The organism is Streptomyces sp. NPDC002088, assembly GCF_040296605.1.
In the GTDB taxonomy this organism is placed as follows: Bacteria; Actinomycetota; Actinomycetes; order Streptomycetales; family Streptomycetaceae; genus Streptomyces.
This window is the reverse complement of the sequence record NZ_JBEOXO010000036.1, coordinates 56,261-80,041: the sequence shown is the minus strand read 5'-3', so window position 1 is coordinate 80,041 and position 23,781 is coordinate 56,261. Positions and strand designations below refer to the sequence as shown.

The following is a 23,781-nucleotide window of genomic DNA, read 5'->3' as shown; positions in this document are numbered from 1 at the left end:
AGTACATCCGCCAGCAGCAGCGCCCGGCCTGACCACACCCTGCTCCCCGGCTCCGCCGCGAAGCAGCCCCGACGCTCCGCGTCGGCTCATGGACAGACCGGCCCCTGCGGCGCTCCGCGCCGCTACGACCAGATCGGCTACACCCCGCCGTAAACGGCGGAGCCCTGCCGATGAACTTGGTAGAACCTACGCCGCCACCGGCTCCCGCTCCGCCTCGGCCTTCGCCTCCGCCGCCTTCTCGCGCAGATGCGCCCGGATCGAGTACCCCAGCGCCCCGGCCCAGGCCGCGTACAGCACGACGTACACCACCGTGCTCACCGCGCCCGACGCCGCGATCCAGTCGCTGTTCAGGAGCGTACGGACGTTGGTGACGACGATGACGCCGCCGACCGCCGAGCCGAGGACGCGCGGCGGGAGCAGGCGGACCAGCCACGCGGCGACCGGGGCGGCGACCAGGCCGCCGAGGAGGAAGGCGAGGACCCAGCTCCACTCCAGGCCCTGGGAGCCGAGGGAGAACAGGAAGCCGAGGCTCGCGGCGATCGCGACCAGGAACTCGCTGGTGTCGATCGAGCCGATCACCTTGCGCGGCTCCATACGGCCGCTGGCCAGCAGCGCGGGCGTGCCGACCGGGCCCCAGCCGCCCCCGCCGGTGGCGTCGAGGAAGCCGGCGACCAGGCCCAGCGGGGTCAGGAAGCGTCGGCTCAGCGGCTGGCCCAGGCGGTCCTTGGGCAGGCCGCGGAAGGTGAAGCGGGACATGACGTACAGGCCGAGGCCGAGCAGGATCAGGGACATCACCGGCGCCGCGACCTCCGTCGAGAGCTTCGACAGGACCGTCGCGCCCAGGAAGGAGCCCACCGCTCCCGGGACGCCGATCTTCGCGACGACCTTCCAGTCCACGTTGCCGAAGCGCCAGTGCGAGGCGCCCGACATCAGCGTGGTGCCGATCTCGGCGAGGTGGACCGTGGCCGAGGCGGCGGCCGGGTTGGTGCCCATGGCCAGCAGCAGCGTCGTCGAGGTCACCCCGTAGGCCATGCCGAGGCTGCCGTCCACGAGCTGGGCCCCGAGGCCCGCGAGGGCTAGCAGTATCAGCGTGCGCATGTGGTGCGTCCCGTCTTCCCTGTCTTTCCCACCGGTTAGGTAGGGATGAACGGGACGCGACGCTAGACCGGAAAGCTGAGGACAGCCTGAGTGTGCGATGAGGATGTCTCACAGGAGACACAGCAGACACAGCAGACACTTAAAAACGCAACAGACACCGGCGACACCGGCGACACCGCACGACCCGCCTACGGGTTCTCCCACGCCGTCGGCTCCGCCGCCAGTTGTCGTACCGGCTCCGGCAGGGCGTCCGCCGCGATGTCGGCGACCGTGACGCCCTCCAGGATCTTGCGCACGTTGGCGCGCAACGCGATCCACAGGGGCAGCAGCGGCTGTGCGGAACCGGTGTAGGCGAGGCCCGTCGGGCGCTCGCCGCGTACCGACACGATCGGGCCGTCGACCGCGCGGATCACGTCCGCGATCGTGATCGCCGAGGCGTCCCGGGCCAGCCGGTAACCGCCGCCCCCGCCGCGCCGGCTGTCGACGATCCCGCCGCGCCGCAGGTCGCCGAGGATCCCCTCGAGGAACTTGTGCGGAATGTCCTGCGCGGCGGCGACGGTCTCCGCCTTCACCGGGTCCCCGCCCTGCCGTACGGCGAGCTCGAGAACCGCCCGTACCGCGTAATCCGCCCGTGCCGAGATCCTCATGTCCCCATTGTGGGGTGTCCCGGTGTACAGAATGACCGGCACGCGGCCCCGCACGGGCGCCGCCGGACGACCTGGTCACGGGAGGCCGACTTGCCGCTCACCCGACGTACCTTCAGCTCCCTCGCCGGCACCGCGGCCCTCGGTCTCGCGCTCACCGGCAGCGGCGGAGGGACCTGCGCCTACGCCGCCCACACAGCGCCCACGGGCCCGGCGCCCGGACCGCCCGGCGCCGACGGCAAGCGGCACACGATCGGCTTCGACCGCCACTCCCTGCTCGTGGACGGGAAGCGGCTGGTCGTGTGGTCCGGCGAGATGCATCCCTTCCGGCTGCCGAGCCCGTCCCTGTGGCGGGACGTGCTCCAGAAGATGCGCGCGCACGGCTACAACGCCGTCAGCATCTACGTCTCCTGGAACTACCACTCCCCCGCCCCCGGCCACTACGACTTCACCGGCGTCCGGGACCTGGACCTGTTCCTGCGGATGGCCGCCGAGACCGGCCTGTACGTCATCCTCCGCCCGGGTCCCTACATCAACGCCGAGGTCGACGGCGGCGGTTTCCCCGGCTGGCTGACGGTCACCGAGGGCACCGCCAGGACCGCCCACCCGACCTATCTGCGGCACGTCGACGAGTGGCTGACCGAGGTGAACCGGATCGCCGCCCGGCACCAGTACACCGACGGCTCGGGCACGATCCTGCTCTACCAGATCGAGAACGAGTACGACGCCCATGTCGCCGAGCCGACCGGGCGCGCCTACATGGCTCACCTGTACCGGAAGGTGCGGCGCGACGGCATCGACGTGCCGCTGTTCCACAACGACAAGGGACGGAACGGGTACTGGACCCCCGGGAGTTTCGACACCGGAGGGGAGAAGGGGGGCTGGCTCTACGGCTTCGACGGGTATCCGTCACCCAGTCAGCTCCCGCCGGACTGGGGGCACTTCGGCAGCGGTGGGCTGAAGGGCGGCGCCACCGCGAGCCCCTGGACCCCCGGGTTCGTGCCGGAGTTCGGGGGCGGCTGGTTCGATCCGTGGGGCGGGGTGTGGTTCAAGGGGAAGGGGTACGCGGAGTCGCGCCGGACCCGGGACGCGGCGTACGAGCGGCGCTTCTACCTCACCAACCTCGCCAACGGGATCACCCTCCACAACGTGTACATGACCTTCGGCGGCACCTCGTGGGGCTGGCTGCCCGCGCCGGTCGTCTACACCTCGTACGACTACGGGGCCGCCTTCGACGAGGCCCGGAATCCGACCGCCAAGCTGGTCCCCATGCACCAGCTCGGGCATCTCCTCCAGTACGTGCCGGACTTCGCCAGGCTGGACCGGGCGGCGGACGTCGAGGCGGCCGGGCTGAAGGTGTACCACCTCACCAACCCCGACACCGGGGCCCACGTCCACGTCCTGCGCAACGACACCGACGCGACGGTCACCTCCTCCCTGCCCGCCGCCGGCACCGATCTCCCCGTGACCGTCCCGGCCCGCGACGCCCGTCTCCTCGCCACCAGGCTCTCCCTGGGGCGGCGCACGCTGCGGTACTCCACCGCGCAGCCCATGCTGGCGCTGACCGTCGGGCGGCAGGACATCGCCGTACTGACCGGGCGGCCCGGGGAGGCGACCCGGACCGTACTGGAGTGCTCGGGCAGGCCGACGGTGACCGTGCTGGAGGGGAATGCCTCGCACACGTACGACGACGACGACGGCGCACTGCGCGTCGACGCCCGGCTGGGCGGACTGACCCGGGTGCTGGTGACGGGCGGCGGGGTCGACGTGCCGCTGCTGCTCCTGCTCGCCGACGACAACACCTCCCTGCGGCTGTGGCCACGCCGGACCCCCTCGGGCCCGGTGCTCGTGTACGGCCCGGCGCTGCTGCGGACCGCGTCACCGAGCGGCGCGGCCGTGCGCCTCACCGGGGACACGGTCGGGGCCGCCGATGTGGAGGTGTGGGCGCCGCGCGGGATCCGTGACGTGACCTGGAACGGGCGCGCGCTGGCGACCCGGGCCACCGCCTCCGGCAGTCTGCGGGCGGCCCGGCGCCTTCCCGGCGTGGGGAAGGTGACGCTGCCCGCGCTGCACGGTGGCTGGCGCCGGCGGGTGGAGAACCCGGAGTCGGCGCCCGGCTTCGACGACTCGCGGTGGCGGCGGGCCGTGCGGACGTCGTCGTTCAGCACGACCCCCGTGCCCGCCGGGCAGCCGGTGCTGTTCGCGGACGACTACGGCTTCCACTACGGCGACGTCTGGTACCGGGGGCACTTCAGGGACGCGCGCGGCGCGAAGTCGGTGTCCCTCGCCTACAGCACGGGCACCCAGGGGCTGCTGATGGCATGGCTGGACGGGAAGCCACTGGGCACGCACCGGATGCCGGTGCCCGACAACAGCACGATCCGGCAGGGGAGTTGGGCGGACACAGCCGTTTTCGCCGTACCCGCGAAGCTGCGTACGGCGGGCGCGCATGTGCTGTCCGTGCTGGTGCGGCGGATGCAGCACGACCAGGACGGCAAGGCGCTCGACACGCACAAGGTGGCGCGGGGGCTGACGGCGGTGTCCTTCAAGGGGGCCTCGCCCAGGGTCGGCTGGCGGATTCAGGGTGAGGCGGCGCCCGATCCCGTACGGGGGCCGCTGAACAACGGCGGGCTGTACGGGGAGCGTAAGGGCTGGCATCTGCCGGGGCACCCGGACCGCGGCTGGGAGGCCGTCGTACTGCCCCGTGCGGACCGGCGGCAGGGCGTGACCTGGTACCGGACCAGCTTCGCGCTCGCCGTCCCGGCGGGCATCGACGCCTCGATCGGACTCGTCCTCGACGACGACCCGGCCCGCGCCTACCGCGTCCAGATCTTCCTCAACGGCTGGAACATGGGCCAGTACGTCAACGACGTGGGCCCGCAGCACACCTTCGTCCTGCCGAACGGCATCCTGCGCACCCGGGGCACCAACACCCTGGCCCTGGCGGTCCTGGCCGACGGGACCACCGCCTCCGGCCCCGGCGACGTCCGGCTGACGCTGCTGGGGGCGGCGGCGGGAGGGGTGCCGGTGTCGCCGGTGGTGTGACGCGGGCGGGGATCAGGCGGCCTTGTCGTAGTCGGTCGGCGCATCGTTGCCGGTGTGCCGGCCGTCGTCGTCCCCGTACTCGTCCCCGTACTTCTCCCGGGCCCGGAGCGCGGCCCACAGCAGCGCCCACACCGGCACCAGGAACCAGGGCAGCGGCCACATCGTGTGCCACCAGCCGGCAGCCGGCTGGAGCACTGCTTCCGTCGCCGCGGTGAGCATGGCGCCGGCCAGGGTCCAGCACAGCAGGCCGCCGGCCCACCGCGCTGGACCCGTGCGTCTGTCAGGCAAGGCGGATCACGTTCCAGGACAGCGGTTCCAGGGTGGCGGTCAGCCTGCCGTCCGCGAGGGTCGTGCCGTCGACCGGGTGCGGGACGACCCGCTCCGGCTCCGCCAGGGTGTTGCGGGCGTCGGGGTCGGCGTCCGACAGGGCGCTGTGCTCGACGACCCTCGTCACCTCCAGACCGCCCAGGGCGACTTCCAGCGGCAGCGGCTCGGTGCGGCTGCGGTTGACGGCGAAGACGGTGACCGAGCCGTCCTCGGCGCGTACGGCGGTGGCGTGCAGCAGGTCGGCCTCGCCGTACTTCTTCGTCTCGTACGTCGGCGAGTCGACGCGGACGTCGAGGACCTGTCCGCGGCCGTACTTCGACGCCTGCGCGAACGGGAAGAACGTCGTCTGCCGCCAGGCCGCGCCGCCCGGCTCCGTCATGATCGGCGCGATGACGTTGACGAGCTGGGCGAGGCAGGCGACGGTGACGCGGTCGGCGTGCCGGAGCAGGGCGATGAGGAGCGAGCCGAAGACGACGGCGTCGGTGACGCTGTAGTTGTCCTCCAGCAGGCGCGGTGCCTCGGGCCAGTCGTCCTGCGTGAACGTCGTCGCGTGCTCCTCCCAGCGGGAGAGGTACCAGACGTTCCACTCGTCGAAGGAGAGATTGATCTTCTTCTTGGACTTGAGCTTCGCGCCCACGTGGTCGCAGGTCGCCACCACGTTCTCGATGAAGGACTCCATGTCGACGGCGGAGGCGAGGAAGGAGTCGATGTCGCCGTCGACCGGCTCGTAGTAGGCGTGCAGGGAGATGTAGTCGACGAGGTCGTACGTCTCCTTCAGGACCGTCGCCTCCCACTCGGCGAAGGTGGGCATGGCCTGGCTGGAGGAGCCGCACGCGACGAGTTCGACGCCCGGGTCGATCTGGCGCATCGCGCGGGCCGTCTCGGCGGCGATCCGGCCGTATTCCTCGGCGGTCTTGTGACCGGTCTGCCAGGGGCCGTCCATCTCGTTGCCCAGGCACCACAGCCGGATGCCGAAGGGATCCTTGTCGCCGTGCGCGACTCGAAGGTCGGACAGCGCGGTGCCCCCGGAGTGGTTGGCGTACTCCTGGAGTTCGAGCGCCTCGGCGACACCGCGGGTGCCGAGATTGACGGCCATCATGGGCTCGGCCTGCGGACCGACCTTCTTGAGGAAGGCGATGTACTCGGAGAGCCCGAAACGGTTCGTCTCGGTGGAGTGCCAGGCCAGGTCGAGGCGGCGGGGGCGTTCGTCCGCCGGGCCGACCGAGTCCTCCCACTTGTAGCCGGAGACGAAGTTGCCGCCGGGGTAGCGGAGGGCGGTGACGCCGAGTTCGCGGACCAGCTCCAGCACGTCGTTGCGCAGGCCCGATTCGTCGGCGGAAGGGTGGCCCGGCTCGAAGATGCCGGTGTAGACGCAGCGCCCGAGGTGTTCGACGAAGGATCCGAAGAGCCTGGGGTTGACCTCGCCGACGGTGAAAGCGGGGTCGAGGGCGAAGCGGGCGGTGGTGCGGGACATGTGTTCCTTCCAGAAAGGGACGTGCTGTGTCTTACTCGACTGTGGGCCAGCCGTCATGCCCCCAGCTCAGCTTGTTCAGGCCGAGCTTGGGCGTGCCGCTGTCGTCGGCGTCGTAGTAGTGGTAGGCGAGCCAGTCGTGGCCGTGGTCGCGGAAGACGGACTCTCCGCCGGTGCCGACGTACCGGCCGTGTCCGGCCAGGAGGAGGTCGCCGCCGCCCTCGAGCATGGAGGTGCCGGAGCTGTCGACGTACGGTCCGGTGACCGACGTGGACCGGCCGACCTTGATCTTGTACGTGGAGTTCACGCCGGAGCAGCAGGCGTCGTACGAGGCGAAGAGGTAGTAGTACCGGCCGTGCTTGACGACGTACGGGCCTTCGACGGCGTACGGCAGGTCGGGGCGGGTCGCCAGGTGCTGGACGGTCGCGCCCTCGACGGCCTTACCGGTCTTCGGGTCCAGTTCGACCATGCGGATGCCCGTCCAGTACGAGCCGAACGCCATCCACAGCTTGCCCTCGGCCTTGATCACGCCCGGGTCGATGGCGTTCCAGGAGTCGGTGGTCTCGGAGGAGAAGACCTTGCCGTGGTCGGTCCAGGTGCCGGGCATGCCGGTCGGGGAGGTGGCCACGCCGATCGCGGAGTGGTTGGTGCCCCAGGAGGAGACGGCGTAGTACAGCCAGTACGTGCCGTCGCGGTACGAGAGGTCGGGCGCCCAGGGGTCACCGGTGCTGTTGTACTCGTACCACCAGCTCGGCGGCTCGGCGAAGGCGTTGCCGGCGTCGTCCCACTGCCGCATGTCCTTCGACACGCGGGCTCCGATGATCCCGCCGGTCGAATAGGCCACGTACAGACCGTTCTTGAGGTGCTGAACGGTCGGGTCGTGGATGATCTCCTGGCCCGAGATGGCGAGGGGGTCGGGATAGTCCGCCGCCTGGGCCGTCGACGGGAGGAAGGCCAGAAGGGCGGCGGCGAGGACCGCCGCGGCTCTGAAGCGCTTCAACTTCATGGCTCCTGTTCGCAAGTTACTGCCCCGCGAGGCCGGTGTGTGCCACACCCGCCACGATCTGGCGCTGGAAGAAGACGAAGACGATGATCAGCGGCAGGCCCGCCATCAGGCCGCCGGCCATGAGCTGGGCCCACTGGATGCCGTAGGAGTTCATGACGGTCGCGATGCCGTTCGGCATGGTCATCAGGTCGGGGTTGTTGGTCACCATGTACGGCCACAGGAAGTTGTTCCACGAGGCGATGAAGGTGAAGATGCCGACCGCGGCGAGGGAGGGGCGGGCGAGCGGCACGACGATCGTGAAGAAGACGCGCCAGCGGCCCGCACCGTCGATGAACGCCGCCTCCTCCAGTTCCTTGGGGATGCCCTGGAAGAACTTGTAGAGGATGTAGACCATCGCGGCGGGCGCGCACTGCGGCAGGATCATGCCCCAGTAGGTGTCGACCATCCCCATCTGCTGGACCGTGGTGAAGAGGGGGACGCCGAGGACGGCCGGGGAGACCATGAGCCCGGACATGACGACGCCCATCAGGACGCCCTTGCCGCGGAACTCCGTGCGCGCGAACCCGTATCCGGCGAGTGCGCTCACCGCCAGCACGATCGTGGTCACACAGACCGAGACGACAAGGGAGTTGACGAACCAGTTGGTGATGTTGCCGGTGTCGAAGAGCGCCTTCCACGCCTGGCCGGTCCAGTCCTTGGGCAGCCAGTGCGGCGGGATCTCGGCCGCCTCGGCCTCGGACTTGAGCGAGGTGAACAGGGCGGCGGCGATCGGCGCCACGAAGACGGCGGAGACAGCGACGCCGAGCAGCGTGAGGACGATCTGGCTGGGCGACCAGGGCTTGCGGGACTTGGTGCGTACGGTCGTCGTGGCGGTGGTCATCGGCCGCCCTCCTCACGGTTGCGCAGCAGCCACATCCGCGCCAGGGCGACGACTGCGATGATCACGAAGAAGATGATGGACATCGCGGAGGCATAGCCCACGCGGTAGCTGGTGAAGCCCTGTTCGAGGGTGTACTGCACGAACGACCTGGTGCTGAGCTCCGGTCCCGGTCCGAAGTCCATCATCACGACGGCCTGGTCGAACAGTTGCAGCGAGGCGAGGATCTGGAGCGCGATCACCAGGCCGGTGATGTTGCGCAGCATCGGCAGGGTGATGTGGACCATGCGGTGCCAGGCGTTCGCGCCGTCGAGCTTCGCGGCCTCGTAGAGATGGCCGGGGATGCCCTGGAGAGCGGCGAGGTAGAGCAGGAAGGAGAAGCCGACCGTCCACCACAGCGTCTCGATGACGATGGCGACCATGGCGTACGACTTGTCGGTCAGCCAGGGGGTGTCGATCCCGAAGGTCTGGTTGAACTGGCCGATGCCCTGGGTGAGCAGCCACTGCCACATGTTGCCCGCGACCGTCGACGGCAGCAGGAACGGCGCGAAGAAGCACAGCCGCCACAGCCACTTACCGCGCTCGATGTGGTGCGCGAGCATCGCGAGCAGGAACGCGAGGACGGTGAGGCAGGGCACGACGAGCAGCGTGAAGTACGCGCTGTGGCCCAGCGCGTCCCACATCATCGAGTCGTGCAGGGCCTCGCGGTAGTTGTCGAGGCCGATGAAGTTCGCGCCGTCGCCGGAGATGTTGGCGTCCGTGAAGCTGAGGTAGACGCCGCGCAGCAGCGGCCAGATCACGAACAGGACGAAGAGCAGCAGGAACGGGGCGATGAACCAGCCCCCGTGCTGGAAGCCCTGCTTGCGGCGGACGGTGGCACTGTCCGCGGCGGTCCTCGCCCGCGCCGGGGCGAGGACGGTCTGAGCACTGGTCGTCGTCATGCGACCGCACCTCCCTGCGCGGCGGTCTTGCCGTCCATCGGGTTCTTCGAGGCGAGGAGCGTGGTGAGGTGGGCCTTCATCTTCCGCGCGGCGGCGTCCGGCTTGGCGGAGCCCATCGTCGAGGAGACGACGATCGGGCCGAGGTCCTGGGCGAGCACACCGGTGGAGCCCGCGAACCACACCTTCGGCTCGTTGGCCTGGTGGTCCATGGCGCTCACGTACTCGTGCTGCGGGGTGAGCTTGTTGTACGCGGCTGTGGACAGGGTCGGCGTGTACGCGGGTATGTGGCCGCCGGCCGCCCACTGCAGGGCGTGCTTGACGACGTAGGCGGCGAGCTGGTGCGCGCCTTCGTTGGTGGCGCCGCCGCGGTCGGCCTGGTGCGGCAGGACGAAGGAGTGCGACTCGGCGTGCGTGGCCTGCTTGCCGAAGACGGGCGGCAGCGGGGTCGCCCCGTAGTCCAGCTTGGCGCCGGAGAAGACCGGCACGGACCAGTTGCCCTCCCAGGTGAAGGGGGCGCCGTTGATGAACTGCTCGCCTGTGGGGGCACCCGGGATGACATACCCGTCGGTGACGTGCTGCCGGAAGAACTCCAGGACCTGGGTGGCCTTGTCGACGTCGAAGAGCACCTCGGTGTTCGCGTCGTTGAACCAGGTGCCACCGAGCTGCGTGTAGAAGGCGACGAAGAACCACCACTGGAAGTTCTGGTCGTTGGTCCACAGGCCGATGGTCTGCAGGCCCTTCTTCTGGACCTTCTTCGCCTTCTTCAGCACGTCGAACCACTCGCCGGTGGACGTGACCGGGACGATGTTGCCGTCGTCGCCGAGCAGATCCGCCTTCTTCAGCACGTCCTTGCGGTAGAAGCAGAGCTGGACGTGGATGTCGAGCGGGAGGGCGTAGAGCTTGCCGTCGATGACGGCGCGCTTCCACAGCTTGGGGTTGAAATCCTGTTCCCGTACGCCGTACTTGGCGAGCAGGTCCATGTCCCAGGGGTCCAGGAGACGGCCCGGCGAGAAGCCGGTGACGCGGCCCAGGTGCATCACGCCGAGGTCGGGCGCACGATTGCCCGCGGCCGCCATGGCGAGCTTGGTGTAGAAGGGGTTGCCCCACTGGAGGGTCGAGTCCTTCACATCGATGCCGGGGTTCGCCTTACGGAAGGCGTCCAGCATCGCGATCATGTTGGAGCCGTCGCCGCCGCTGAAGAGGTTCCAGTAGCGGACTCGGGTGCTCGCGCTGGAGGCCAGCGCGTCCGCTCCGGTGCCCAGCGCGGCGAACCCGAAACTGCCCGCCACCGTCAAGCCGCCGAGTCCGCCGATGAGTTGCCTGCGACTCAGGCCAGGTCGTCCCATGCCCCGCCCTTACTGTTCGAAATATCGACGTGCGCTCGTAACTTCGAACGGGACCGTAAAATCGAAGCGCTTGCGCGTCAATGGTTTGGACAGAGTTCTCAGGCGAGTTTTGACACGGCCCTCGAAAGAGCGGTCGTTCCCGATTGAACAGCGGTCGCTCACGGTTGGACAACGGTCGTTCCCGGTTGGACAACGGTCGTCGGATCGCATGACGCGAGCAGTTGCGGCCGCGTAACCTCGAACAGCCTGCTGTGCAAGGGGCGAAGGTGAGGCCGACGCGGAGGAGCCGCCCGGTGAGGCACGCTCAACTGGCGCTGGACGTCACCGGATTCCTCAGCGCGTTCTACACGTCCTTCTGGTGGATTCCGGCCGGGGTCCTGGCCGCCGCCCTGGCGATCAAGCTGCCCACCATCATCCGGCTCTGGAAGGACCCGCTGCTGCGCGCGGTCGGCGGCCTGCTGCTGCTCGCCTGCTCGGTGTTCGTGTTCGTCGCGCCGTCCACCATCGCCTGGGTCAACCGGGTCACGGGCGTGCCGAACATCTCCGCGCCCTGGGTGTACTCGCTGCTCACCGCGTTCTGCGGGTCCTGTCTGCTGCTGCTCATCGCCTGGCGCAACGGCCTGGCCGACCGCTCGGCCGAGACCCGGCGCGCCATGCGGTGGGTGATCTGCGTGTACTCGGGCGTGATCGTGGCGCTGTGGGTGCTGTTCGCCCTCGCGAACGCGTCCGTGGAGCGGCTCACCGACCTCGACACCTACTACGCCAACACGCCGTACATGCGCGAGCTGATCCTGCTCTACCTGCTCGCGCACGCCGTGGCGGTGCTGATCACGTCCCGGCTGCTGTGGAACTGGGTGCGCACCGACGGGCTCGACGCCTGGCTGCGCTGGGGTCTGACGTTCCTGGGCGCCGGCTACGGCCTGAACCTCATCTTCGACGTCACCAAGCTCACCGCCGTCGTGGCCCGTTGGACCGGGCACGACCTGGACTGGCTGAGCACCGGCGTGGCACCGCCCGTGGCCTGTCTGTCGGCCGTCGCGATCGCGATCGGTTTCATCCTGCCGCACGTCGGCCAGTACCTGCACGACCGCTGGCGGGTCCGGCTCGCCCACCACGAACTACGGCCGCTGTACCTGCTGATGCGCTCCGTCAACGGCGGCGGCGTGCCCTGGCTGCTGCGGGGGACGGCCGAGCTGCGCCTGACGCGCCGCGAGACCTTCATCCGTGACGTGCTGCTGCCGCTGGCCCGGCGCATCGACGCGGACCTGCGCGGGCGGTCGTACGCCGCCGCCCTCGCCCTCGGGTTCCCGCCGGAGCGGGCCAGGGCGCTGGCCGCCGCGGTCGCGATCCTGGACGCCGCCGACAACACCCGGGACCGGCCGGCCGGGGACGACACCGCCGACGACACGGACACCACGGACCTGCTCCAGGAGATCGGGGCCGTGTCCCGGGCACTGCGCCGGCCCGACGTCATCGACGCGGTGCGCACCCGGGCGGCGGCGCGGGCGGGGGCCGCGGGGCCGTCGCTTCCGGCACCGGAGGTGAGGTAGCTGAAGCGGGGCCTGTCTTGGCATATTTCAACAGTGCGCACGAAGAAGGAGATGCGCCGGCTCGCCGGCACCCTCATCGACCCCATCCGGATCCCGATCCCGGCGGACCCGGAGGCCCTCTTCGACGCGCTCGTGGAGTCCGTCAGCCAGTGGCGGGGCCGGGAGGTCGTGGTCCACCGGCGGGTCTTCCCGCCGCACACCGCCAGCGGGCTCTGGCTGGACGGCGAGAACCACGACGACGTCATCATCGACAAGCGGGCCGCCGCCTGGCACCAGATCGTGATCTTCTGCCACGAGGTGTGGCACATGCACCGGCAAGGCGCGAGCACCGCGGACGAGACCACCGCCGGTGACGGTCCCCGGCTCGTCGCGGCACGCACCGACTTCAGCCTCGCCGACGAGCAGGAGGCGGATCTGTTCGGCATGCTGATGGGCCGTCGGCTGCGCACCTGGCTGGAGGCGCCGTCCGACTCCGTGTACGCCGCCGACAGCAACGGAGCCCAGGACCTCGCCGGGCGCATCGGGGCCGCCCTCAACTACCGTGGGACACGAGGATGAGCGGCCTGATCAACTACGTGAGCGGTGCGGTGCTGTGGCTGGGCCTGGTGGTGAAGGCCCCCGACCTGATACGTCACCGGCGCGACCCCTACCTGCGCGCCATCTGCGCGGTACTGGGCCTGGCCGGCGTCTGCTTCTTCCTCGGGGCCCCGCCGACGGTCGGCACGATCAACCGTGTCAGCGGCATCCCGAACCTGGCCGCCCCGCTGACGTACGCGTCGATCACCGCGTACAGCGCCGCCGCCCAGGTCCTGATCGTCTACTGGCGGGGCGGGCCGCACGTGCACCGGACCAGCCGCCGCTGGATCGTGGCGTACGCCTGTGTCCTCGTCGGTATCGCGGGGATGTTCGCGCTCGGGGACGCGCCCGTGGAGCGCCGTACCGACCTGGACACCTACTACGCGACGACCCCCTTCATCGCCGAGATGATCGTGCTGTACCTGGCCGGGCATCTCGCCGCGGCGAGCGTGACCATGGTGTCGTCCCTGGGCTGGGCCCGCCAGGTGCACGGCTGGCTGCGCGCGGGCCTGGTGACCCTGGGCATCGGCTCGCTGTGCAACGCCGGTTACAGCGTGAGCAAGCTCGCCGCGGTCGTCGCGCGCTGGTGCGGGCGGGACTGGTCGGTGCTGGGTACCACCGTCTCGACGGCCGCCGCCGGACTGGGCGCGCTGACGACGGTCACCGGCACCCTGATCCCGCTGGTCGGGCCCCGGCTGACGCGGTGGCAGCACTCCCGGCGGACGTACACGCGGCTCGAACCGCTGGAGCGGGAGCTCGACGGCGTCCTCACCCGCCGCGCGCTGCGGCTGCCCCGGCCGCGCTGGTCCTCCCCCACCACCCGGCTGGTCTGGCGCCGGACCAGCATCCACAACGCGCTGAGCCACCTGGACGCGTTCTTCGACCGGGGCCTGTACGAACGTACCCGCGAGGCGGCGCTGGCGGACGCCGGCGGCGATCCGGAGCGGGCCGACGCCGTCGCCTGGGCCGCGGTCATCGCGGTGGCCGCGCGGGAGGAACCGCACCGGGAGAGGCCCCTCACAGGGGCCGACTGGACCGAGGACCGGACGCCCGGTCCGGACGCGCTCGCGCGCATCGCCGACGCGCTGGTCTCCTCGCCGCTCGTCGCGGCCGCCCGACTCCGCAGCGGTACGACCACGACGGGCAGCGCATGAGTCTCGTCGTCTACGTCGCCGCCGTCGTCCTCGGCCTGTCCGGTGCGGTGCTGTTCCGTCGGCCGCGGGCCGGCGTACGGGCCGTCCGCAACCCGCTGACCGTGTCGACCTGCGCGGCCATCGCCCTCGGTACGCTCGTCTTCGTCTGCTCGGCCCCGCTGACCCTGGCCGCCGTCAACGACCTCACGGGCATCCCGAACTTCGGTGCCCCGCTGACCTACGGCATGCTCTCCGCGTACAGCTGCTCCCTGTTCATCCTGCTGATCAACTGGCGGGGCGGGTCCCGTGAGCGGATCCGGCGCACGGCGCTGTGCGGCATCGCCGCCTACGGGGCGCTGATCGTCGCCATCGTCGTGCTGTTCGCGCTGGCGGACGCGCACACCGAGCGGCTCACCGACCTCGACACGTACTACGCCGACACCCCGTACATGCGCGAGATGATCGTGCTCTACCTGGTCGGGCACAGCGCCGCCACCGTCGGGCTGTGCGCGGTGGGCGTCAAGTGGGGACGCGAGGTCACCGGGCTGCTGCTGACCGGGCTGCGGCTGATCCTCATCGGGTCGTTGCTGGACGTGGTGGGCTTCCAGCTGACGAAGTACACGGCCGTCGTGGCGCGTTGGTCGGGCCACGACCTCGACTTCCTGTCCACCAGCATCGCTCCGCCGATGGCCTCGCTGGGCGCGCTGACCTGTTCCGTGGGGTTCGTGCTGCCCCGGCTGCTGCCCTCGGTCGCCGCCCACTGGCACAGCCTGCGCGATCTGCGGAGCCTGGGGCCGCTGTGGTCGGCGCTGCGGTTCGCGTCCACCGCGCCGCCGGCGCCCGGCTCCTGGTGGCGGCTGCCGCGGGAGCGGTTGCAGTGGCGCGAGGTCGCCATCCACGACGCGCTGCTGGCGCTGGCCCCCTACTTCGACGACCGGGTGCGGGAGCGGGCGCTCGACAGCGCGCTGCGCGCGGGCCGTTCCCCGCACCGGGCGCGGGTCGCGGCGGAGGCGGCCATGCTCGCCGCCGCCGCACGCCACGCCACCGCGCGGGCGCGACCGCTCGACACGCCGAGCGGGTACCGGCTGCACGCCACGCAGGTCTCCACGACGAGCGGGCTGGCCGAACTGGTGGAACTGGCCCAGGAGTTCACGGAATCATCCCGCGTCGGCGCCGCACGTGAAGGTACGGTGACCGCCACCCCCGACCGAACCCAAGGAGCCCCATGACGCGTAGAGCTGTCGTCATCGGTGCCGGCCTGGCCGGCATGCTGGCCGCGGCCGCGCTGTCCCCGAGCGCGGACGAAGTGATCGTGCTGGACCGCGACGAGCTGCCCGACGGGCCGGACCACCGCAAGGGTCTCCCGCAGGGGCGTCACGCCCATGTCCTCATGGCCGGCGGCCTGGCCGCGATGGAGGACGTCGTGCCGGGCGTGAGCATGCGCAAGCAGCTGCTCGCCGCGGGCGCCCACGAACTCTCCCTCGGCCGGGACATGGTGGCGCTGACACCCGAGGGCTGGTTCCGGCGCTGGCGCCACGAGGGGCCCCGGCTGCTCGCGTGCAGCCGGGCGCTCCTCGACTGGTCGGTGCGGGTCGCGGTGCTGGCGAACACGCGGGTCGAGATCCGCCGGGGCCAGGTCGTGGACCTGCTGGGCGACGCGGGCCGCGTGACCGGCGTACGCGTCTCGACCACCGATGCCGGCGGGTCGGAACTCACCGCCGACCTCGTCGTCGACGCCAGTGGCCGTGGGTCGCGGGTGGTGCGGTGGCTGGGCGGACTGGGCGTGACCGACGTCCGCGAACGGACCGTCGACACGGGCCTCGTCAACGCCACGCGCGTGTACCGCGCCCCGGAGGGCGCCGAGCGCTTCCCCATGACGGTCCTGCAGGCCGACCCGTACGTGTCCCGGCCGGGCCGCAGCGGGATGATCCTGCCGATCGAGGGCGGCCGCTGGATGGTCAGCCTCGGCGGCACCCGCGGCGGCGAACCGCCCGCCGACCCGGACGGTTTCCTCCGGTACGCGCTCGACCTGCCGCACCCCATAGTCGGCAAGCTGATCTCCGGCGCCGAACCCCTCACCGATGTGCACATCAGCCGCAGCACCCGCAACGACCGGCGGTACCTGGAGAAGGTCCGTGACTGGCCAGAGGGCCTGGTCGTCCTCGGCGACGCGCTGGCCACGTTCAACCCGGCGTACGGGCAGGGCATGACGGTGGCGGCACTCGGCGCGCAGGTGCTCCGCCGGGAACTGGAGGGTACGGGCGTCACCGCTCCCGACCTGGCCCGCCGGGTGCAGCGCGGCGCCGCCCGCCCGGTCGACGCGGCCTGGGCGGCGGCCGTCGGCCAGGACGTCTGGTACCCGGAAACCCACGGCGCCCACCCCAACGCCGCCGACCGCCTCCTCACCCGCTTCACCCGCCGCCTGACCCTGGCATCGACCGGCTCCTACGGCGCGGCGGCGGCCCTGTGGGACGTGACGAGCCTGCTGACGGGCCCGGCCCGCCTGCTCCACCCCACCGCCCTCCTGGCGGTGCTCAACGGCCCGCTGCTGCCGCCGCTCGCGGGGCCTCCGCTGACGAGGGAGGAGTGGCGGTTGGTGAGGGCGGCGGAGGGAGCGGCGGACTGAGCGGGCCCCGCGGCGGAGCTCAGCCCGCGAACGCCCGCTGCGGCAGTCCCTTCCCCGCCCCCGGCACCACCAGCAGCGAGCCCGCCAGAGCCGACGGGGCCGAGAGCCCCGTACGGGCTGTCGTGATGTAGAGGTCGGTAAGGTCCGGGCCGCCGAAGGTGCAGGCGGTCGTGCGGGGGGTCGGAAGGGTGAGCACGCGGTCGAGGGTGCCGGACGGGGTGTAGCGGCGGACCGCTCCGCCGTCCCACAACGCCACCCAGACACAGCCGTCGGCGTCGACCGTGAGGCCGTCGGGGTAGCCGGCGCCTTCCTCGATCTCCGTCAGCGGGCGGCGGTTCGTGACGCGGCCGTTGTCGTGGTCGAAGACGTCGATGCGGCGGGTCGGGGTGTCGATGTAGTACATCAGGCGGCCGTCGGGGCTCCAGCCCGTGCCGTTGCTCACCGTCACGTCGTCGAGGATCACCTCGGCCTCGCCGTCGCCGGTGACGCGGGAGAGGGTGCCACCGCCCTGGGCCTCGTCGTAGCGCATCGTGCCGGCCCAGAGGGAGCCGTCGGGGGCGACGGCGGCCTCGTTCGCGCGGCGGCCCGGGACGGGGGCGTGGTGCAGCCAGCTGAAGGAGTCGTCCGGGTCGAGGAGGGCGACTCCGTCGCGGAGGTTCAGGACCAGGCCACCGCCCTCGCGGAGTTTCACCGCGCCCACGTGCTGTTCCGTCGTGCGGACCGTGCGGCGGCCGGAGGCGGGATCGTAGGTGTGGATGCGCGAGCCCAGGATGTCCAGCCAGATCAGACGGCCGGTCGCCGCGTCCCACGTCGGGCCCTCGCCGAGCGTCGCCTCCGCCCGTACTGCCACCTCGTACGTCGTCATGCCACGCTCCGGTAGCCCAGGCGCTCCGACAGATCGAGGGCGCCCTTGGCGGCGAGCTGCTCCAGCTCGACGCGGCGCTCGTCGCTCCAGCGGATCATCGGCACGGAGATGGAGAGCGCGGCCACCACCCGGCCCGTGCGGTCGCGGACCGGCGCGGCCACGCAGCTCACGTCCGGGTTGGACTCGCGGCTCTCCACGGCGACACCGCGCTGCCGGATCTCCGTCAGTGCCTCGCGCAGGGCGGCCGGCGAGGTGATGCTGTTCGGGGTCATCGCGATCAGGTCGGCGTCGTCGGGGATGCGCGAGGTGAGCTCCGGCTCGGGGAGCGAGGCCAGCAGCATCTTGCCGACCGACGTGCAGTGGGCGGGGAGGCGACGGCCGGCGGCGGACACCATGCGCACGGCGTGCGTGGAGTCGACCTTGGCGATGTAGATGACGTCGGTGCCTTCGAGAATCGCCACGTGCACGGTCTCGTCGCAGGTCTCGGCGACGGTCCGGGCGACCTGCTGGCCCTCGGCCGCGAGGTCGAGCTGCTCGGCGTATCGGCTGCCGAGCTGGTACGGACGTACGCCGAGCCGGTAGCGTCCGGGCTGACCGGGCACGGGCACGATGTACTGGCGGGCGGCGAGCGTGGTGACCAGCTCGTGCACGGTGGTGCGCGGCAGCTGGAGCCGGCGCACGATGTCGGGGGCGGAGAGCGTGCCGTCCCCGTCGAGGAAGAGCTCGAGAATGTCGAGAGCTCGGGTCACGGCAGGTACGAGGCGTCCCACGACCGATTCCCTCCCTGTGTTCGAAATTTCAACTGACGATCGGCATGGCGAACACAGGCTGTCATAGTGGGGATCCGCGGGCAATGGTCGTGAAGCGGTGGGCGACGATGGTTCCCATGCCGTCCCCGAAACACCCCGCAGGCCCCTTCACTCCCTGGCACTTCCAGCTGGTGCTCCTGCGCCGCATGGCCGACCACAACCCCGACCTGGTGGACGACGCCCGCCGCCGACTGGGCGCCTCCCTCGCCGACATGCGGGAGGCCAACAAGCGCTGGCAGGCCATGCTCCGCTCGCCGAGGGCCCGTTCCGCCACTTCACGCTACCGCTCGGTCCTCGGCGCACCCGAGTCCGCCACCCCCCGCCGGATCGGCGACCTCGACTGCGAGGCCCGGCAGTGGCCCCTCCCCCTCTGGCCCGACCTGCGCTTCGAGGTTCTGGTCGGCCCGAACGGGGCGGTGTGGAACGAGTGGCTGGTCCGTGCGCCGGGTGCCCCGGGCCCTGAGCTGCGTGCGGTGGACGACCTCCGCCCCTGGTCCTGCACGGTCGACGAGGCCGCCCGCGCCTTCGCCCCTGCCCGCCCGCTGGAGGGCACGGCTCCTACGCGGTGGGGGCTGGCGTTCGAGGCGCCCGATGGGGAAGGGGCGCGGCACCAGGTCGTCGCCGAGTTCACGTGGGGCCTGCTTCAGCGGACGGCGGTCAGCGACTAGGACAGGTCCTGAGCTGCGGCTTTCAGGATGGCCTCCGCGACCGCGTCGACGGACCCCGGATGTAGGAACAGGAACAGATTCGGCTCGACCAGTTCCAGCTCCATCACCCTGGGCTGCCCGTCCTCCCCGTCCACGAGGTCCACGCGCGCGTACAGCAGCTCCGGCGCGTCCGGTACGGCGGACAGGGCGTGTTCGGCGACGGAGAGTTCCGCCGGGGTCGGCGTCCACGGCTCCAGGTCCGGGTGGGCCACCTTGTCCGCGTCGTAGGCCGTGCCGGGCGACAGCACCGCCCGCTTGCGGCTGGCGTGCAGGAAGCGGCCGCCGAAGTACTGGAGCGCCCGTTCGCCGGTGACGTCGATGCCGGTGACGTAGGGCTGCACCATGGCGGTGAGCCCCTCGTCGTGCATCCGGGTCAGGTGCCTCAGGGCTGTCTCCCGCTCGTCCGGCGTGTAGCGGGCGGCGAAGCGGGCGCCGGCGCCGGAGGTGGGCTTGACGACGTACTCGTGGTCGTCCGGGAGGCCGGCGGGGTCGCCGGGCGCGAGGTAGCTGGTCGGGACGACGGGCACACCGGCCGCCGCGAGATCCCCGATGTACCGCTTGTCGGTGTTCCAGCGGATGACCTCGGCGGGGTTCAGCAGCCGCGTGGCCGCGGCACACTCGCGCACCCACGCCGCGAACTCGGCCGCCCGCCAGCTGTAGTCCCAGGTCGACCGTATGACGACCAGGTCGAACCCGCTCCAGTCGACGCCGGGATCGTCCCAGGGCGCGGCGACGGGCTCCGCCCCGGTCTCCCGCAGCGCCCGCACCAGCCCGGGCAGGTCGCTGTCCTTGCTCGGCTCCGGTCCGGGGTCGTAGGTGGCGAGTGCGATGCGGGGCACGGCGGGTTTCCCTCCTGGTGGGGCGGCTCAACGCTGCGCAGGCTAACCGGCCGCCCCGGGAACTGGACAACGCGATTGACCTTCACCAAAGGTGAACCCCCAGCATCGGTGGCAGGAAGCGAGGGACTGTGCGAGGCGCATGGGGATGAGGATGGGGATGGGGATGGACATATGGACATGCTGACGATCGGCGCCTTCGCGAAGGCGTCCCGGTTGTCGCCGAAGGCGCTGCGGCTCTACGACGAGCTGGAGCTGCTGCGGCCCGCTCGGGTCGACCCCGACACCGGCTACCGCTACTACGCCCGTGAACAGCTGGAGCAGGCGCGGCTGGTGGCGTGGCTGCGGCGGCTGGGGATGCCGCTGGCCGGGATCCGTCAGGTGTGCGCCCTCGACCCCGCGGCCGCCGCCCGGGAGATCCGCGCCTACTGGGCGCGGGTCGAGGCGGAGACGGCGGTACGGCGGGACCTCGCCGCGTTCCTCGCCGACCACCTCTCAGTGGCGTCTTCACCGCTTCCGCCGTCGTCCAGGAAGGACACCGTCATGCTGGAACTGCGTTACTCCGCCCACTCCGACCCCGGCCGCGTCCGCCCCGCCAACCAGGACACCGCCTACGCGGGCACCCGGCTGCTCGCCGTCGCCGACGGGTTCGGTCCGCAGGGCGCGCCCGCGAGCAGTGCCGCCGTGCAGGCGCTGAAGACACTGGACACCGAGGAGGTGCCGGCCGGGAGCGTCCTCAACCTGCTGGAGGACGCGCTGCAGAGCGCGACCCGGGCCGTGCACGAGGTGTCGCCGACCGAAGAGGCCGGTACGACCCTCACCGCCATGCTGTGGACCGGCTCCCGGCTCGCCCTCGTGCACATCGGGGACTCGCGCGCCTATCTGCTGCGCGACGGGGAACTGTTCCGGATCACCCACGACCACACCATGGTCCAGTCGATGGTCGACGAGGGCCGGCTGACCGTGGAAGAGGCCACCGTCCACCCCCAGCGCGCCCTGCTCCTCAAGGCCCTGTCGGGCGGCGGCGCACCGGTCGTACCGGACCTGCACCTCCAGGACGCGCAGCCCGGCGACCGCTTCCTGCTCTGCTCCGACGGCCTGTCGGGGGTCGTCGCCGACGTCCGGATCCGGCAACTGCTGTCCTCCCTCCCGGATCCCGACGACGCCGTACGGGCCCTGGTGGGCGCCGCGAACGACGCCGGCGGCCCGGACAACGTCAGCTGCGTGGTCGCCGATCTGGTGGCCGCCGCGGCCTGACCCCCGGCAGGATCGGCGCCATGTCGATCTCCGGAACGGACGCCTACGACTCCCACGACCACCTCCCCCCGCTCGTCGAACGGGCCCTCGCCGCCGCCCGCGCCCACGGCTTCCCGTACTCCTGCCGACCCGAACAGGGCCGCCTGCTGCACGCCCTGGCGGGCGGCGCGCGCGGGCTCATGGGCGAGACGGGCACGGGGTTCGGGATCGGGCTGGCCTGGCTCGCCTCGGGCGCGGGGGACGGCGTACGGCTCATCAGCGTGGAACGGGACCCGGAGCGCGCCCGCGTGGCCGCCGAGGTGTTCGCCGACCGGCCCGAAGTGGAGGTCCTCACCGGCGACTGGCAGCGGATCGGGGAGCAGGGGCCGTACGACCTGCTCGTGCTGGACGGCGGCGGGCAGGGGAAGGGGGACGGCCCGGCGGCGGACGTCGAGCACCTGCTGACTCCGGGCGGCACGGTCGTCGTCGACGACTTCACCCCGGCGACGACCTGGCCGCCCCTGTACGAAGGGCGCCTCGACGCACCGCGCCGCTTCTGGCTGGACCACCCGGCGCTCCGGTCGACCGAACTGCGGCTCGCACCGGACCTGAGCGCGGTGGTGGGGGTGCGGCGGCTGCCGGCTCCGCGGCTGTCGGCCCCGCAGCGGCTGGGCGGGGTGGAGCTCGGCCAGATCGTGCGGGGCACGGTCACCGACACGCCGCACTTCGGGGTGTTCGTCGACCTCGGTGACGGGGTCCAGGGATATGTGAGCCCCGCCGAGATCAGCCGGCGCCGGTTCGAGGCCGTGACGGACGTGGTGCGGGTCGGGCAGCAGGTGACCGCCGAGGTGCTCGACATCGACCTCGACCGGCAGCAGGTGCGGTTGTCGCTGATGGCCCTGGAGCCGGATCCCTGGCTGCCGTTCGCGCGGGACATGCTCGGGCGGACGATGCCCGGGCGGGTCACCAAGGTCGTGCCGTTCGGGGTGTTCGTGCGGGTAGCCGACGGTGTGGAGGGCCTGGTGCACCGGGACGTGCTCGTCGGCGAACCGGGCGAGGGCGACGAGGTCACCGTCGAAGTGACCGGCATCAATCTCCGGCGGCGCCGGATTTCACTGGCGCTGGTGTAGGAACGGAGGTGTCGTTCCCGGCCGTGTCCCCTCACAGTTCCCTCGCCCGTTCTTTCCCAGTTCCCTCACCCGTTCCCTCACCACTAGGAGTGCGCCGCGTGACCTCCCTCTTTCCGGCCCTGACGGGCGATCCCGGTGAGCAAGTCGCCCTGCGGTTCGGTGACCGGTCCCTGACGTACCGGGAGCTCGCGGCGGCGGCCGCGGCCGTCGGCGAGCGGATCCGCGCGGCGGGCCGGGTGGCCGTGTGGGCGACCCCCTCGCTGGAGACGGCCGTCGGGGTCGTGGGCGTGCTGCTCGCCGGTGCGGCCGCCGTGCCGCTGAACCCCAAGTCGGGCGAGAAGGAGCTCGGGCACATCCTGTCCGACAGCGCGCCGTCCCTGGTACTGGCCGCCCCCGCCGACGAACTGCCTCTTGCCGTACGGGACTTGGAGCGCGTCGACGTCGACGTGCGCGGGACCGGTGTGCCCGTCGCCGACGAGGTGGACGCCTCCGCCCCCGCCCTGGTCGTCTACACCTCCGGCACCACCGGCCCGCCCAAGGGTGCCGTCATCCCGCGCCGCGCGATCGCCGCGACCCTGGACGCGCTCGCCGACGCCTGGCAGTGGACCGGCGACGACGTACTGGTGCACGGGCTGCCCCTGTTCCATGTGCACGGGCTGGTGCTGGGCGTCCTGGGCCCGCTGCGGCGGGGCGGGTCGATCCGGCACGTCGGGCGGTTCAGCACGGCGGCGGTCGCCCGCGAGCTGAACGACGGCGCGACCATGCTGTTCGGGGTGCCGACCATGTACCACCGGATCGCCGAGACGCTGCCCGGCGAACCCGAGCTGGTCAAGGCGCTCGCGGGGGCCCGGCTGCTCGTCTCCGGTTCCGCCGCGCTGCCCGTGCACGACCATGAGCGGATCACGGTGGCGACCGGACGGCGGGTGATCGAGCGGTACGGCATGACGGAGACGCTCATGAACACCAGCGTCCGGGCGGACGGGGAGGCGCGGGCCGGGACGGTCGGCGTGCCGCTGCCCGGTGTCGAGCTGCGGCTCGTCGAGGACGACGGGACGCCGATCACGGCGTACGACGGCGAGAACGTCGGCGAGATCCAGGTGCGCGGCCCGAACCTGTTCACCGAGTACCTCAACCGGCCCGACGCCACGGCCGCCGCCTTCACCGCCGACGGCTGGTTCCGCACCGGCGACATGGCGGTGCGCGACCCCGACGGCTATGTCCGGATCGTCGGCCGCAAGGCCACCGACCTGATCAAGAGCGGGGGTTACAAGATCGGGGCGGGTGAGATCGAGAACGCGCTCCTCGAACACCCGGCGGTACGTGAGGCCGCCGTCACCGGGGAGCCGGACGCGGATCTGGGCGAGCGGATCGTGGCCTGGATCGTGCCGGAGGACGCCGAATCCCCACCCGCCGCCGATGAGTTGGCCGACCATGTGGCGGCCCGGCTCGCCCCGCACAAGCGACCGCGTGTGGTCCGCTACCTCGACGTCCTGCCCCGCAACGACATGGGGAAGATCATGAAGCGGGCACTGCCGTCATGACCGACGTGGTCAGAGGT

The 23,781-nt window shown here is 71.5% G+C and carries 21 protein-coding genes; 10 read left to right on the top strand and 11 right to left on the bottom strand.

Features of this window, described 5'->3' with window-relative positions:
- Nucleotides 1-186: 186 nt before the first annotated feature.
- Entirely contained in the window at nucleotides 187-1,098 is a 912-nt protein-coding gene (locus ABT114_RS44345; protein WP_351151223.1) for a sulfite exporter TauE/SafE family protein, read from the bottom strand.
- A gap of 188 nt (nucleotides 1,099-1,286) precedes the next feature.
- Nucleotides 1,287-1,745 (bottom strand): RrF2 family transcriptional regulator, encoded by a 459-nt coding sequence (locus ABT114_RS44340; protein ID WP_351151221.1) that lies wholly within the window; start codon nucleotides 1,743-1,745, stop codon nucleotides 1,287-1,289.
- A 90-nt stretch (nucleotides 1,746-1,835) separates the two neighbouring features.
- Between ABT114_RS44340 and ABT114_RS44335 the strand changes: the two genes are divergently transcribed.
- A complete protein-coding gene (locus ABT114_RS44335; RefSeq protein ID WP_351151218.1) occupies nucleotides 1,836-4,787 on the top strand; it encodes a beta-galactosidase in 2,952 nt (983 codons plus the stop codon).
- Nucleotides 4,788-4,799: 12 nt separating this feature from the next.
- Here ABT114_RS44335 and ABT114_RS44330 read toward each other — a convergent pair whose 3' ends face one another.
- The 6 genes from ABT114_RS44330 to ABT114_RS44305 are packed head-to-tail and all read right to left on the bottom strand — an operon-like array spanning nucleotide 4,800 to nucleotide 10,755.
- Nucleotides 4,800-5,075, bottom strand: coding sequence for a hypothetical protein (locus tag ABT114_RS44330; RefSeq protein ID WP_351151215.1), 276 nt, complete (start codon nucleotides 5,073-5,075; stop codon nucleotides 4,800-4,802).
- On the bottom strand, nucleotides 5,068-6,588 hold the full coding sequence (gene arfA / locus ABT114_RS44325; protein ID WP_351151212.1) for an arabinosylfuranosidase ArfA: 1,521 nt from the start codon (nucleotides 6,586-6,588) through the stop codon (nucleotides 5,068-5,070). Before arfA ends, ABT114_RS44330 begins: the two co-directional genes overlap by 8 nt.
- A gap of 31 nt (nucleotides 6,589-6,619) precedes the next feature.
- Nucleotides 6,620-7,591 carry an arabinan endo-1,5-alpha-L-arabinosidase gene (locus tag ABT114_RS44320; protein WP_351151210.1) on the bottom strand — a complete coding sequence of 324 codons (972 nt, stop codon included), beginning with the start codon at nucleotides 7,589-7,591 and terminating at the stop codon, nucleotides 6,620-6,622.
- A gap of 16 nt (nucleotides 7,592-7,607) precedes the next feature.
- Nucleotides 7,608-8,471 carry a carbohydrate ABC transporter permease gene (locus ABT114_RS44315; RefSeq protein WP_351151207.1) on the bottom strand — a complete coding sequence of 288 codons (864 nt, stop codon included), beginning with the start codon at nucleotides 8,469-8,471 and terminating at the stop codon, nucleotides 7,608-7,610.
- On the bottom strand, nucleotides 8,468-9,409 hold the full coding sequence (locus ABT114_RS44310; RefSeq protein WP_351151205.1) for a carbohydrate ABC transporter permease: 942 nt from the start codon (nucleotides 9,407-9,409) through the stop codon (nucleotides 8,468-8,470). Before ABT114_RS44310 ends, ABT114_RS44315 begins: the two co-directional genes overlap by 4 nt.
- A complete protein-coding gene (locus tag ABT114_RS44305; protein WP_351151202.1) occupies nucleotides 9,406-10,755 on the bottom strand; it encodes an extracellular solute-binding protein in 1,350 nt (449 codons plus the stop codon). The genes ABT114_RS44310 and ABT114_RS44305 overlap by 4 nt, the downstream gene beginning before the upstream one ends.
- Nucleotides 10,756-11,048: 293 nt before the next feature.
- On the opposite strand from ABT114_RS44305, the gene ABT114_RS44300 reads away from it, so the two are divergent.
- From ABT114_RS44300 to ABT114_RS44280, 5 genes are read left to right on the top strand one after another with little or no spacing between them, the layout of a single operon-like run.
- The gene (locus tag ABT114_RS44300; RefSeq protein WP_351151199.1) at nucleotides 11,049-12,305 is read left to right on the top strand and encodes an MAB_1171c family putative transporter; all 1,257 of its coding nucleotides are present in this window, start codon (nucleotides 11,049-11,051) and stop codon (nucleotides 12,303-12,305) included.
- 33 nt (nucleotides 12,306-12,338) lie between these two features.
- Nucleotides 12,339-12,863 carry a toxin gene (locus ABT114_RS44295; protein WP_351151197.1) on the top strand — a complete coding sequence of 175 codons (525 nt, stop codon included), beginning with the start codon at nucleotides 12,339-12,341 and terminating at the stop codon, nucleotides 12,861-12,863.
- Nucleotides 12,860-14,035 carry an MAB_1171c family putative transporter gene (locus ABT114_RS44290; RefSeq protein WP_351151194.1) on the top strand — a complete coding sequence of 392 codons (1,176 nt, stop codon included), beginning with the start codon at nucleotides 12,860-12,862 and terminating at the stop codon, nucleotides 14,033-14,035. The genes ABT114_RS44295 and ABT114_RS44290 overlap by 4 nt, the downstream gene beginning before the upstream one ends.
- Nucleotides 14,032-15,243 (top strand): MAB_1171c family putative transporter, encoded by a 1,212-nt coding sequence (locus ABT114_RS44285; protein ID WP_351151191.1) that lies wholly within the window; start codon nucleotides 14,032-14,034, stop codon nucleotides 15,241-15,243. The genes ABT114_RS44290 and ABT114_RS44285 overlap by 4 nt, the downstream gene beginning before the upstream one ends.
- Nucleotides 15,240-16,640: an NAD(P)/FAD-dependent oxidoreductase gene (locus ABT114_RS44280; protein ID WP_351151189.1), complete on the top strand. Its 1,401-nt coding sequence runs from the start codon at nucleotides 15,240-15,242 to the stop codon at nucleotides 16,638-16,640. Before ABT114_RS44285 ends, ABT114_RS44280 begins: the two co-directional genes overlap by 4 nt.
- Before the next feature lie 19 nt (nucleotides 16,641-16,659).
- Here the strand turns inward: ABT114_RS44280 and ABT114_RS44275 are convergent, their stop codons facing one another.
- Both ABT114_RS44275 and ABT114_RS44270 read right to left on the bottom strand, forming a co-directional pair.
- A complete protein-coding gene (locus ABT114_RS44275) occupies nucleotides 16,660-17,505 on the bottom strand; it encodes an SMP-30/gluconolactonase/LRE family protein (protein ID WP_351151186.1) in 846 nt (281 codons plus the stop codon).
- Nucleotides 17,502-18,275 (bottom strand): IclR family transcriptional regulator, encoded by a 774-nt coding sequence (locus tag ABT114_RS44270; protein ID WP_351151183.1) that lies wholly within the window; start codon nucleotides 18,273-18,275, stop codon nucleotides 17,502-17,504. Before ABT114_RS44270 ends, ABT114_RS44275 begins: the two co-directional genes overlap by 4 nt.
- Nucleotides 18,276-18,382: 107 nt before the next feature.
- On the opposite strand from ABT114_RS44270, the gene ABT114_RS44265 reads away from it, so the two are divergent.
- On the top strand, nucleotides 18,383-18,982 hold the full coding sequence (locus tag ABT114_RS44265; protein ID WP_502988505.1) for a hypothetical protein: 600 nt from the start codon (nucleotides 18,383-18,385) through the stop codon (nucleotides 18,980-18,982).
- Here the strand turns inward: ABT114_RS44265 and ABT114_RS44260 are convergent.
- Nucleotides 18,979-19,860, bottom strand: coding sequence for an ATP-grasp domain-containing protein (locus ABT114_RS44260; RefSeq protein WP_351151177.1), 882 nt, complete (start codon nucleotides 19,858-19,860; stop codon nucleotides 18,979-18,981). The two genes, ABT114_RS44265 and ABT114_RS44260, sit on opposite strands and share 4 nt — an antisense overlap.
- Nucleotides 19,861-20,031: 171 nt before the next feature.
- On the opposite strand from ABT114_RS44260, the gene ABT114_RS44255 reads away from it, so the two are divergent.
- From ABT114_RS44255 to ABT114_RS44240, 3 genes are all read left to right on the top strand, one after another.
- Nucleotides 20,032-21,114, top strand: a complete 1,083-nt coding sequence (locus ABT114_RS44255) for a MerR family transcriptional regulator (protein ID WP_351151175.1) — start codon at nucleotides 20,032-20,034, stop codon at nucleotides 21,112-21,114.
- A gap of 20 nt (nucleotides 21,115-21,134) precedes the next feature.
- The gene (locus ABT114_RS50780) at nucleotides 21,135-22,223 is read left to right on the top strand and encodes an O-methyltransferase (RefSeq protein WP_502988503.1); all 1,089 of its coding nucleotides are present in this window, start codon (nucleotides 21,135-21,137) and stop codon (nucleotides 22,221-22,223) included.
- A gap of 98 nt (nucleotides 22,224-22,321) precedes the next feature.
- Nucleotides 22,322-23,764 (top strand): acyl-CoA synthetase, encoded by a 1,443-nt coding sequence (locus tag ABT114_RS44240; RefSeq protein WP_351151172.1) that lies wholly within the window; start codon nucleotides 22,322-22,324, stop codon nucleotides 23,762-23,764.
- Nucleotides 23,765-23,781 lie beyond the last annotated feature (17 nt).